This is a genomic window from Anoxybacillus pushchinoensis (assembly GCF_900111795.1).
In the GTDB taxonomy this organism is placed as follows: Bacteria; Bacillota; Bacilli; order Bacillales; family Anoxybacillaceae; genus Anoxybacillus; species Anoxybacillus pushchinoensis.
On sequence record NZ_FOJQ01000063.1, the window covers coordinates 1 to 11,110 of the forward strand.

Sequence of the window (11,110 nt, forward strand, 5' to 3'; positions counted from 1 at the left end):
CACTAGCTAAGCCAAGTGGCACGGTTTATCTTCTAAAATTCGTTCGCAAAAACAACCGTCAATTGCATAAGGCAACCATCTTGAAAGGTGGAAAACGAAAATCAAACAAAGCTCCACGATTTGTCAAAGGGTTTCAACTGTTTGACAAGGTGGTGTACGAAGGGAAAGAATGTTTCATATTTGGCAGAAGAAGCAGCGGTTATTTTGACCTTCGGCTGTTAGATGGCACAAAAGTGCATGCTTCAGCAAGCTGGAAAAAACTAAAAAGAGTTGAGTATGCTAGTACATTACTAATTGAAAGGAGGAAGGGCGATTCCTCCCCGACTTTCGCTAACGCTTAGAAATCGAGGTCTCTTCGCCTAAAACTGATGAAAAGAAAGGAGCAAATGTGCGATGATCCAACAAATTTATCCGCAAGTCATTCATCCGTTTCGCTATGAGCTAAATAAAGATATGCAAATCGCGGCGGCGCACTTTATTCCACATGAAGCGGCCGGGCAATGTGCGAACTTGCACGGACATACGTATTTTATCAACATTACCGTTGCCGGTGACGAGCTGGATGATTCCGGTTTTTTAATTAACTTTCAACAGTTAAAAAAACTTATCCACAATCGTTTTGACCATACGTTAATGAACGATCATACCGATGTATTTAGCAACACGCAGGCGGAACATTTTCCGACGACAGAAGTGGTGGCGCGGAAAATTGCCGAAATCGTTCAAGCCCACTTAGACACGTTGCCAAATCGTCCGACGTGCGTGCAAGTGTTTGTGCGCGAGTCCCCAACAAGCTACGTCGTATATCGTCCGAAAGCAGGGAAACAATAATGGAGCGCATCCCGGTCATTGAAATATTCGGGCCGACCATTCAAGGGGAAGGGATGGTCATCGGACAAAAAACGATGTTTGTGCGCACAGCGGGATGCGACTACCGTTGCCGTTGGTGCGATTCATCGTTTACGTGGGACGGTTCGGCGAAACATGAAGTAGAATGGCTGACGCCAGAACAAATTTGGCAACAGCTAAAGCAACTCGGTGATGACCGTTTCGGCCACGTGACGATTTCCGGCGGCAATCCTGCGCTGCTTAAAGGGCTTTCGGCGCTCGTTACCCATTTGAAAGAAAAAGGGGTACGCATTGGATTAGAAACGCAAGGAAGCGTATGGCACGATTCGTTTGACGATATCGACGATTTAACGATTTCACCAAAGCCGCCAAGTTCAAACATGGAAACAAACTTTGCGACGCTTGATATGATTATGGATCGTTTAGCTACGCATCGCGGACGGGTGAGCTTAAAAGTCGTCGTGTTTAACGATCAAGATTTTTCTTATGCGACGTATGTGCATCAACGTTATCCGTCCGTTCCGTTTTACGTGCAAGTAGGCAACGATCATATACATGAAGCAGACGATGTGACCCTTCGCCTAAACCTATTACAAAAGCTTGAATGGCTCGTTGAACAAGTCATACAGTCTAAGCATATGAACGACGTTTGTGTATTGCCGCAACTGCATACGTTATTGTGGGGCAATCGCCGTGGCGTATAACTAAAGGAGGAGAAAGCGATGAGAAAAGATGAAGAACTACAAGGAGTCACGCTCCTTGGAAACCAAGGGACAAAATATGTATTCGAATACAGCCCAGACATTCTTGAAGTGTTCGATAACAAGCATCCTGATCGCGACTACTTTGTAAAATTTAACTGTCCGGAGTTCACGAGTTTATGTCCTAAAACAAATCAACCAGATTTTGCCACAATTTATATTAGTTACATTCCTGATAAAAAATGTGTTGAAAGTAAGTCGCTCAAGTTATATTTATTTAGCTTCCGCAATCATGGTGATTTCCATGAAGATTGCGTCAATATTATTATGAACGACTTAATTCGCGTCATGGAGCCACGCTATATTGAAGTGTGGGGCAAATTTACGCCGCGCGGCGGCATTTCGATCGACCCTTACTGCAACTGGGGGCGCCCGGGAACGAAATATGAACAAATGGCAGAATATCGTTTGTTAAATCACGATTTATATCCTGAAAAAGTAGATAATCGGTAACGAAAGGCTGGCTTGCATAAGTCAGCCTTAAAAAATTCAAAAATGATAGCTAGTTTTTTTTCGTAAACGGGTATATAATGACAAATTGTTATGAACCTTTTTTCGTTTGGGGGGTCTTCATTTGAGACAGAGAACTGCTCTTTTGATCGGAGCAACCGGATTGGTCGGAGGCGAGCTTCTCGAGCAATTGCTTCGTTCAGAGCATTATGAACGGGTGACGGTGTTTGTGCGAAAGCCTATCGCTTGTACACATGAAAAATTACAGCAAGTCATCGTCCATTTCGATCAACTGGAACAATACGAAGAATATTTCCACGTGGATGACGTATTTAGCTGTTTAGGGACGACGATGAAAAAAGCAAAAACGAGACAACAATTTATTAAAGTCGATTACGAATATACGTTGCGTGCAGCAAAACTGGCGGAAAAATGTCACGTCAAAACGTTTTTATTCGTTTCTGCGATCGGTGCTGATCCGCACTCGATGTTTTTTTACAATCGCGTCAAAGGGGAAACGGAAGAAGCGTTGCAACGCTTGACGATTCGTTCACTTCATATTTTCCGTCCGTCTTTGTTGACAGGAGCGCGCGAAGAATTTCGCCTCGCCGAAAAAACAGCGGAGTGGTTTTGTTACGGTTTTTCGTTCGCGTTTGTCGGCAAATGGAAAAAATATAAGCCGATTGCGGCAAAACAAGTGGCAGAAGCGATGTATTACGCGGCGCTTTCGGAAAAACAAGGGGTGCACATTTACGAATGTAGCGAAATGAAAGGGCAATGTGAACAAAAAAGAGGGCTGTCTCGTCAACAATAAGCAGCCCTCTTCTCGTTATTCCACAATTTTGTAGTTTTTATGATTGACGACCGTTCGTTCTTGCAAGTCGAGTTCTTTATAGTTTTCCATGTACGTTAAATCGACAATCACAGAATTTTCGTTTACTTTTTCAACGATTCCCCGCAGCCCATTTTTAAATTCAATGACATCGCCAATTTGCGCTTTTTTCATTGAAAATCCCCTTTACTTTTGAATTTTTAAACCTTTTTTTTATTCTGCATGATTTTTCCTCATTCGTAAAGGGCATTTTTAACTAGAAAACAGTTTTAGCGCTGTGGCCAATACGGCATCGGCATCATTTGCGGGAACGGCATTTGCGGGAACGGCATTTGCGGCCACATCGGTCCGACCGGCGTGCCACAGCCGCAATCGCCTGGCATCATTTGTGGCATTGGCATCATTTGAGGCATTTGTTGCGGCATCATTTGTGGCATCGGCATCATTTGCGGCATCGGCTGCGCTTGTTGTGGCATCATTTGTTGATCCGTGCGGAAATCTTCATACATATTCCAGTCATTCATCGTTCATCTTCCTTTCTTTCATTTAGAATCCACCAACATTGTATGTGCGTTTTTTATAGACGTGTGTCAATATAACAAAATTAGGCATTCGCACATCGTATTGACATTCCCATTGAAGCGCGGTAAAACAAAGAAAGGGAGGGATGAACGTGACTGAGCAAGAAGCGAAACAACATATTGAACAGTTACGCACGCGAAACATTCCACATCTCCTTGTGAAAAAAGAACATTTTTTAACGTTTCGCCATGTGCTCGTCCAACAAGAAGATTTCAAACATTTTCGCGGCGTCGCCCAGCGCGGCGGTGATGTCATTTATTACTACATGGATGAGCCGCGCAGTTAACGTATCGCTTCAGCTTTTTTACAGCGGATATGCGCCATTGTTTCACCGCATGGACGGTAACGCCTTCTTCATCGGCAATTTGTTTCAACGTCTTTCCTTCGATGACGTGGCGAACGAGCCATATTCGCTCGCGCGGCGTCATGTCGCGCATCGCGTCTTCCCATATGATGTCGGTAAAAAAATCAACGTCTTCTTTCAACATTTGTTCGTCTAATAACGGAACGGCGACGTTTTTCGTTTCTTTACGCAACTGTGATATGATGCGCCAACGAATCATTTTAAACGCAAACGAATGAAACGATCCTTTCGTCTCATCGTATCGCTCGTACGCTTCCCAAAGTGCGATGAGCCCGATTTGCATATACTCATCGACGACGTGACGGCGAATATGCAGCTTGCGAATGATGTAAGAAATAAGCGGACGATATTGCTCGACGACCGTTTCAAACGACATATGTGCTTCCTTTCCCGAAAGCGCGCCCTCGATGATTCCGCGGTACGTTTAGCTTATCAAAGCGGCTCGTTTGGCGCGAATCGGAAAATAGAGCGAACGAACCGGTTGACATGTTCGCATATGCATCATATTCCTTAAGGAAATAAGGAATATGGGACGGAAAACGGTAGGGAAATGGAGCGTTTACGAAAAAAATGTTTTGAACAATGGGAAAATTTTGTGCTATCATGATAAAAAGTGGAAAGGTATGAGCGACATGAAAATAAGAAAAACGATCATAAATGAACAATCGTCACAACAAAACGTATACATTTACGAAAATAAAAAGGAACAATATATCGTTGTCGCCATTCCTTATTTAGAATGGTCTATGCAAGTGACTTATGACGATTTAGCGAATATTGAATCACGCTTACATCACTCGCTCCGGCGCGTGTTAGACGAACAATATGTTCGATCGCTTGCGGCGAAGCTCGTGCAATGGATGCGGGAAATGTAAAAAGAAAGGTTCCGTTGTCAAATGAAATACGCCGTTTTTCTCTATGTAATTGTTAGTTTCGCTTGGATTATATTGACTGACTTGTATGTAGACAAGTTGCCTATTCCATCACATATCGCGCCATACGTGCAAACTTTAAAAGGGTCGCTTTTTGTCGTGCTATCGGCGGTATTTATGTATATCGCCTTAAAAAAAAATCGCGCGTTAAAGCAAATGAGCGAAAGGGAGCAAGAATTGTTGACGCTCATTCATGCGATGCCTGATTTCGTATCGTTTAAAGATGGACAAGGACGCTGGCTAAGAGTAAACGAATTTGGGTTGAAGCTATACGGGCTCGAGCATGTCGATTATAAAGGAAAAACGGATGCCGAGCTCGCGGAATATACCCCGCATTTTCGCGAAGCGCTATTGTATTGCGTTCATTCCGATGAAGAAACGTGGCGAGCGAAAACGGTAACGCGCGCAGAAGAATCGTTTCCGACGCCGAACGGTGAAATGAAAACGTTTGACGTCATTAAAGTGCCGCTATTTTACGAAAATGGGAAACGAAAAGGACTTGTCGTCATCGGGCGCGACATTACGCAACAAAAAGTGGCGGAGCAGCTGTTATTGAAAAAAGAAAAACTATCGGTTATCGGCGAATTGGCGGCAGGCATCGCCCACGAAATTCGCAACCCGCTCACATCGATTAAAGGCTTTTTACAAATGATGAAAGAAACGAAACAAGTAGATGAGCGGTTCGTGCAAATTATGTTAGACGAAATTGAGCGCGTTAATCAAATCGTCACCCAACTTCTCGTGCTCGCTAAGCCGCAAATGAAAGCGTATAAACCACTTTATTTAAACGATGTTATCGATTATGTCATCGAGCTGTTTACGTACGAGGCGATTTTGCAAAACGTGCAACTAAAATACGAGCCGCGCACGTCTGCCGTCGTATACGGAGATAAAAATGAACTCATCCAAGTGTTTGTGAACGTCGTGAAAAATGCATTAGAAGCGATGCCAAGAGGAGGAACGCTCACCATCTCCGCCAAAGATGAAGCTGACTGCGTGTATGTCATCATCGAAGATACAGGAAAAGGCATTGAACAAGAACGGTTGAAACATATCGGGGAACCGTTTTATACGTTAAAAGAAAAAGGCATGGGTCTCGGCTTAACGACGAGCATGAAAATCGTTCATGAACATAAAGGAACGATGCACATCGAAAGCAAAGTCGGCGAAGGAACAAAGGTTCATATCGTGTTGCCGCTTCATAAAAATGACCCGTCGTAACAACGGGTCATTTTTATCATCATTGTATCCATGTCGTGAGCTCATCAATCGGTAAACGGTACGACGAATGGGCAGGAGCGGCCGCTTTTCCGATCGTAATTAGCATGACAGGAACGTATCGGTCTGGAATATGGAATGTTTTCATAAATGCTTGTGGGTCAAAACCGCCGATGGCGCATGTGTCGAACCCTTCTGCTTTGGCAGCAAGCATCAATTGCATGGCAGCTAACGATGCGTTTGTGAAGGCGGCGTCACGGGCATATTGCGCATTCGTATACGCGCTTTCAATTTGTTTAGCGAGCGTTTCTTTAATGTCTTTCGTCATCTTTCCTTCTGCGACGAGCGGATCGTACACCGCATCTATTTTTTGATGAGCTTGTAAGTCGCCGAGCACCGCAACGACCGCAGACGCATCAACGATTTGTCGCTGGTTATAGGCGATCGGAAGGAGCTTTTGTTGCGCTTCCTTTCCGTAGAAGACGATGAAATGCCAATGTTGCAAATTCCAAGCGGACGGGGCTTTCCCTGCCGCCTGTAAAAGCTTCGTTAATTGTTCTTTTGAAATTGTTGCAGTTGGGTCATATTGACGAACCGATTTTCGTTGTTCAATAACCGAAAGCATATATATCCTCCTTTTATACACACAAAAATATCTTTACTTACTTTTTGTCAGTAACAATATTTATGCTAATATAGTTACAATAAGTTTGTCAAATTTCATGCATAGGGTGATGAATCGATGGAACATTCGCACGTTTGTCCGAAAATTGAAGCGGCATTTCAACTGCTCGGGAAGCGATGGAACGGACTTATTATTCACGTCTTATTTCGCGGACCGCTTCGTTTTAAAGATTTAGCAGAAAGCATTCCCGACATTAGTCAAAAAATGTTGACGGAACGACTAAAAGAATTGGAAGAAGAACAAATTGTCGTTCGCCACGTATACCCAGAAAAACCTGTCCGCATTGAATATGAACTAACAGAAAAAGGGAAAGATTTGCATATCGTAATGGAAGCTGTCCAAACGTGGGCAGAAAAATGGGTGTAGTCCCTAACCTTTTGCGGCCGTCGTTGCGATAGTAATAGGTGAAAGGAGGGGAGAGGCGTGATTCAACGTTCACAACTTCGGTTAACGTTTGAAGTCGGGGTGACGGAAACGGGCAAGCCGATGTATAAAAATAAAACGTACGTCATTAAACCGAACGCAACGGAAAGCTCGCTCGTCTCTGTCGCTCAAGCGCTTGCCTCTTTGCAAAGCGCTCCGCTCGTTCACGTATATCGCACCGATGTGCACGTATTAGGCGAATAGGGGGGATAAGAAGTGAAAACGCTCGAATTGCAGTTTGTAAATGAGGAAGGAAAGACCGTTCGTTTGACGATTGATGAACCGCGTGAACATGTGACGCAAACGGAAATTGCTAACGTGATGGACGTGATCATTGCGGCAAACGTCTTTCCATCGAGCGGAGGCGATCTCATCGCGAAAAAGGGAGCGCGCCTCATTGACACAACTGTGACACAATGGACGTTTGCCTAAATGGTGCAAGGTGTCCCGTAACTGGGGCACCTTGTTGTATATAAGCTAAAACGAGGAAGGAAGGGGAGAAGATGGAAGCATATTTGTCACTTCTTTCCGATGTCGGTTTTCCGATCGCGGTGACGTTTTATTTGCTACATCGGATTGAAGGCAAATTAGATGCCGTCATCGACTCGATTCGCACGTTAGGCGAGCAATGGAAAACACCTAGCTAAATGGGTGTTTTCTTTTTATTTTTTTGTTTTTTCCTCATGCTTTTCGATTTTACGAATGTATTGTCTCGGTTGAAACGGCTCATAATGCCTTTCGTTTACCGTCGCGTAAATGGAAGGCTCAATTTTTTTCCCCACTGTTTCATAGTTATCGATCATAATGGTCAACATAAGGAAAAGAATCATTGCGTTACTCCTTTCTTTCTTTTATCATTTATTGTGAAAAAAAATGAAACTTTTTATACATATGACTCGTACAAAAAAAAGAGGATTGCTATGTCAGAAGGAGGTTGATTTTTTTATGTCAACATTACATATGACGATGTTGGCGCCATTTTTGTTGGCGATACTTGTTCCGTTTTTATACAAATTTGTTCGTTCGCTTCATGTCGGATGGTTTGTTCTTCCACTCCCTATCGCGCTATTCATTTATTTTTTGTCTTACATGGACGAAGTGCGCAAATATGAAGTTGTTCGAGCAACGATGCCTTGGATTCCGTCGCTCGACATTTCGTTCGACGCATATGTCGATGGATTAAGTTTGTTGTTTGCCCTATTGATTACCGGAATCGGTTCGCTCGTTGTACTGTATTCCATTTACTACTTACAAAAAGAAAAAGAACAGCTTGGCAACTTTTACGTCTACTTGCTTTTATTTATGGGCGCGATGCTTGGGGTCGTGTTATCCGATCACCTCATTGCGTTATACGTCTTTTGGGAGTTGACGTCCATTTCGTCGTTTTTGCTCATCGCTTATTGGTATAAACGTGATCGTTCGCGCTACGGGGCGCAAAAATCGATGTTTATTACAATGTTTGGTGGATTGCTTATGCTCGGGGGATTTGTTGCCCTTGCCATCGCAGGTGGGACGTATAGCGTTCGTGAGCTCATGCAAGTCTCGTTAACAGAACATGCCCTCTTTATTCCTGCACTTTTCCTTATTTTGTTTGGTGCTTTTACGAAGTCAGCCCAATTTCCATTCTATATTTGGTTACCTGACGCGATGGAAGCACCAACGCCTGTTAGTGCATATTTGCATTCAGCGACAATGGTGAAAGCAGGCATTTATTTAATTGCGCGCTTGACACCTATTTTTGCCGTATCTTCTCTTTGGGTTTGGACAGTTGCGCTCGTCGGTCTTGTAACGTTATTTTGGGCATCGTTTTTAGCATCGAAACAAACCGATTTAAAAGCAATTTTAGCTTACTCAACTGTCAGCCAGCTCGGGCTCATTACATCGCTTTTAGGCGTCGGTGGACTTGCGTTTCATTACGATTGGATGGAAGAAAATTTATTTATGGTCGCAGTTTTAGCAGCGATTTTCCATCTGTTCAACCACGCGACGTTTAAAGGTAGTTTATTTATGGTTGTCGGCATCGTCGATCATGAAACGGGGACGCGTGACATTCGACGGCTTGGCGGATTAATGACGATCATGCCGATCACGTTTACAATCGCATTGATCGGCTCGCTTTCGATGGCAGGCTTGCCACCATTTAACGGCTTTTTAAGTAAAGAAATGTTTTTTACCGCCATGTTGCGTGCAAAAGACGTACAAGCATGGGCCGTTATTTTACCCGTTGTTGCTTGGGTAGCGAGCATTTTTACGTTTTTATACAGCGTATTGTTATTGAGTCGAACATTTTTTGGAACGTACAAGCCACATTTATTAGAAAAAGAAGCGCATGAAGCGCCGCTTGGCATGCTCGTTGCACCGATCGTGTTAGCGTCGCTCGTTGTAGTCATTGGCATTGTGCCGAACGTGTTGTCCGACTCCGTATTAGCTCCGGCCGTATATGCGGTGTTATATGGATTGTTTGCACCAAACGAACAAATCGATATATATATTTCTCATTGGCACGGTTTTACCCCTGAGCTTTTTATGACGATTGGGGTATTATTGCTCGGAATGCTGCTGTATCGCACGTTTTCGAAATGGAGCGGACTATATAATCGCCTCTCCGAACGCATGTCTTTAAATTTCGTTTATGACCAATCGTTCATTTGGATGGAAAGGGGATCACAGTCGCTCATGTCGCGCATCATGACCGGCTCGATGCGCACGTATTTAGTGTACATTTTTACGTCGAGTGTTGCTTTGCTTCTGTTCACGGTCGGTTTGAAAAAACAATGGCATATCGATTTAAGTCATTTGGCGTCTGTGCGAGTGTATGAAATCGTATTGGCAGTTGCCATGGTCGTTGCAACAGCGACAACAGTTGTTGCTAAATCGCGTTTAACAGCGATCGTTTCACTAGGGGCAGTCGGTTATGGGGTTGCGCTGTTTTTCGTTCTGTTTCGCGCGCCTGATTTAGCGTTGACGCAGCTTGTGATCGAAACGATTTCCGTTGCGCTCTTTTTACTTTGTTTTTATCACTTGCCGAAGTTTAGCAAAAAGCGTGAGGGCGTACGCTTTCATTTAGGGCATGCACTCATTTCCATTGCGGTCGGGGTGACGGTCAGCGTCATTGCCTTTTTAGCTTACGCAGGAAAGCATTTCGATTCGATTTCACAATATTATGTGGACAATACGTATGAAAAAGCGGCCGGGAAAAATATGGTTAACGTCATTTTAGTTGATTTCCGTGGCTTTGATACGTTGGTTGAAATATGTGTGTTAGCGATTGCTGCTTTAGGTATTTACGCAATGGTGAAATTGCGGCTAGCGAAGGAGGATGAAAAATGAGGCGAAATGATGTCATTTTGCGAACAATCACAGCTGTCGTCGTACCAATCATCGTTTTATTTTCCGTCCGACTGTTTTTTGCTGGGCACTATTATCCGGGCGGTGGATTTATTGGGGGATTGATGACTGCTGGTGCGATCGTGTTGTTGCTTTTGGCGTTCGACATTGAAACGGTTCGAAAAATGGTTCCGATCAATTATAAATGGCTAGTCGCAATCGGACTATTGTTTGCAGTTGGAACAGGAGTCATGAGCATGTTTCTCGGCCGCCCATTTTTAACGCATGCGTACGAATACGTTCATTTACCGTTGCTTGATTATACTTCTCTTCATACAGCTGTGCTGTTTGATTTAGGAGTTTACTTTGTCGTTATTGGCGTGACGATGATTATTATCGAAACGATAGGGGAGAGTCAACAACCCAATGACTAAAGTCATGGGCTTGTAAGCCCCATGTTGACCAGACCAAGGCTTGAAACAGAGCCTACGTTATAGATGTCATGACACGTTCGGGTGCTTCTCCAGCCCATTCCTCTGTCGTGCAAGATTAAACAAGCGTGGTGGGTAGCGCTAGTGTCTTGCACATAACAAGCATCTATAACATGGTCGAGGAGAATATGACCTGCTTTATGCAGAGGAAAGGGGAGAACCCTATGGTTTTTGTGTTAGACACAAACAAACGTCC

The 11,110-nt window shown here is 43.8% G+C and carries 18 protein-coding genes and 1 pseudogene; 14 read left to right on the top strand and 5 right to left on the bottom strand.

What is annotated here, in order from left to right; translation table 11 throughout:
• The 5 genes and pseudogenes from BM213_RS12605 to BM213_RS12625 form a co-directional block, all read left to right on the top strand.
• Nucleotides 1-341, top strand: a pseudogene (locus tag BM213_RS12605) (RNA-guided endonuclease IscB); the annotation flags it as partial.
• A 52-nt stretch (nt 342-393) separates the two neighbouring features.
• Nucleotides 394-831 carry a 6-carboxytetrahydropterin synthase QueD gene (queD, locus tag BM213_RS12610; RefSeq protein ID WP_091704706.1) on the top strand — a complete coding sequence of 146 codons (438 nt, stop codon included), beginning with the start codon at nt 394-396 and terminating at the stop codon, nt 829-831.
• Nucleotides 831-1,553, top strand: a complete 723-nt coding sequence (gene queE, locus BM213_RS12615; RefSeq protein ID WP_091704708.1) for a 7-carboxy-7-deazaguanine synthase QueE — start codon at nt 831-833, stop codon at nt 1,551-1,553. Before queD ends, queE begins: the two co-directional genes overlap by 1 nt.
• Nucleotides 1,554-1,571: 18 nt before the next feature.
• Nucleotides 1,572-2,063 (top strand): preQ(1) synthase, encoded by a 492-nt coding sequence (gene queF / locus BM213_RS12620; protein ID WP_004891427.1) that lies wholly within the window; start codon nt 1,572-1,574, stop codon nt 2,061-2,063.
• Nucleotides 2,064-2,184: 121 nt separating this feature from the next.
• Nucleotides 2,185-2,874: an oxidoreductase gene (locus BM213_RS12625; protein WP_244149294.1), complete on the top strand. Its 690-nt coding sequence runs from the start codon at nt 2,185-2,187 to the stop codon at nt 2,872-2,874.
• Nucleotides 2,875-2,889: 15 nt separating this feature from the next.
• Here the strand turns inward: BM213_RS12625 and BM213_RS12630 are convergent, their stop codons facing one another.
• A complete protein-coding gene (locus BM213_RS12630) occupies nt 2,890-3,066 on the bottom strand; it encodes a YkvS family protein (RefSeq protein ID WP_003396733.1) in 177 nt (58 codons plus the stop codon).
• A gap of 95 nt (nt 3,067-3,161) precedes the next feature.
• The gene (locus BM213_RS12635; protein ID WP_091704714.1) at nt 3,162-3,416 is read right to left on the bottom strand and encodes a hypothetical protein; all 255 of its coding nucleotides are present in this window, start codon (nt 3,414-3,416) and stop codon (nt 3,162-3,164) included.
• Between the two features lie 149 nt (nt 3,417-3,565).
• Here BM213_RS12635 and BM213_RS12640 point away from each other — a divergent pair, with 149 nt between their 5' ends.
• The gene (locus BM213_RS12640; RefSeq protein WP_003396728.1) at nt 3,566-3,760 is read left to right on the top strand and encodes a hypothetical protein; all 195 of its coding nucleotides are present in this window, start codon (nt 3,566-3,568) and stop codon (nt 3,758-3,760) included.
• On the opposite strand, the gene BM213_RS12645 is transcribed toward BM213_RS12640, so the two are convergent.
• Entirely contained in the window at nt 3,726-4,214 is a 489-nt protein-coding gene (locus BM213_RS12645; RefSeq protein ID WP_004891419.1) for a sigma-70 family RNA polymerase sigma factor, read from the bottom strand. The genes BM213_RS12640 and BM213_RS12645 overlap by 35 nt on opposite strands.
• Before the next feature lie 256 nt (nt 4,215-4,470).
• Between BM213_RS12645 and BM213_RS12650 the strand changes: the two genes are divergently transcribed.
• Both BM213_RS12650 and BM213_RS12655 read left to right on the top strand, forming a co-directional pair.
• On the top strand, nt 4,471-4,713 hold the full coding sequence (locus BM213_RS12650) for a YueH family protein (RefSeq protein WP_091704728.1): 243 nt from the start codon (nt 4,471-4,473) through the stop codon (nt 4,711-4,713).
• Between the two features lie 21 nt (nt 4,714-4,734).
• Nucleotides 4,735-5,991, top strand: coding sequence for an ATP-binding protein (locus BM213_RS12655; protein ID WP_091704717.1), 1,257 nt, complete (start codon nt 4,735-4,737; stop codon nt 5,989-5,991).
• A gap of 19 nt (nt 5,992-6,010) precedes the next feature.
• Here BM213_RS12655 and BM213_RS12660 read toward each other — a convergent pair whose 3' ends face one another.
• The gene (locus BM213_RS12660) at nt 6,011-6,613 is read right to left on the bottom strand and encodes a nitroreductase family protein (protein ID WP_091704719.1); all 603 of its coding nucleotides are present in this window, start codon (nt 6,611-6,613) and stop codon (nt 6,011-6,013) included.
• A 117-nt stretch (nt 6,614-6,730) separates the two neighbouring features.
• Here BM213_RS12660 and BM213_RS12665 point away from each other — a divergent pair, with 117 nt between their 5' ends.
• The 4 genes from BM213_RS12665 (at nt 6,731) to BM213_RS12680 (ending at nt 7,743) form a co-directional block, all read left to right on the top strand.
• Complete coding sequence (locus tag BM213_RS12665) at nt 6,731-7,039, top strand: winged helix-turn-helix transcriptional regulator (protein WP_003396716.1); 309 nt, start codon at nt 6,731-6,733, stop codon at nt 7,037-7,039.
• 57 nt (nt 7,040-7,096) lie between these two features.
• On the top strand, nt 7,097-7,300 hold the full coding sequence (locus BM213_RS12670) for a DUF1659 domain-containing protein (protein ID WP_003396714.1): 204 nt from the start codon (nt 7,097-7,099) through the stop codon (nt 7,298-7,300).
• A 12-nt stretch (nt 7,301-7,312) separates the two neighbouring features.
• Nucleotides 7,313-7,528: a DUF2922 domain-containing protein gene (locus BM213_RS12675; protein ID WP_003396710.1), complete on the top strand. Its 216-nt coding sequence runs from the start codon at nt 7,313-7,315 to the stop codon at nt 7,526-7,528.
• Nucleotides 7,529-7,599: 71 nt separating this feature from the next.
• Nucleotides 7,600-7,743: a YvrJ family protein gene (locus BM213_RS12680; protein WP_003396709.1), complete on the top strand. Its 144-nt coding sequence runs from the start codon at nt 7,600-7,602 to the stop codon at nt 7,741-7,743.
• 15 nt (nt 7,744-7,758) lie between these two features.
• On the opposite strand, the gene BM213_RS14720 is transcribed toward BM213_RS12680, so the two are convergent.
• Nucleotides 7,759-7,926, bottom strand: coding sequence for a hypothetical protein (locus BM213_RS14720; RefSeq protein WP_167357414.1), 168 nt, complete (start codon nt 7,924-7,926; stop codon nt 7,759-7,761).
• A gap of 115 nt (nt 7,927-8,041) precedes the next feature.
• On the opposite strand from BM213_RS14720, the gene BM213_RS12685 reads away from it, so the two are divergent.
• Together BM213_RS12685 and BM213_RS12690 are read left to right on the top strand one after the other, a co-directional pair.
• Complete coding sequence (locus BM213_RS12685; protein ID WP_091704722.1) at nt 8,042-10,426, top strand: Na+/H+ antiporter subunit A; 2,385 nt, start codon at nt 8,042-8,044, stop codon at nt 10,424-10,426.
• Nucleotides 10,423-10,857 (top strand): Na(+)/H(+) antiporter subunit B, encoded by a 435-nt coding sequence (locus BM213_RS12690; RefSeq protein WP_091704725.1) that lies wholly within the window; start codon nt 10,423-10,425, stop codon nt 10,855-10,857. The genes BM213_RS12685 and BM213_RS12690 overlap by 4 nt, the downstream gene beginning before the upstream one ends.
• Nucleotides 10,858-11,110 lie beyond the last annotated feature (253 nt).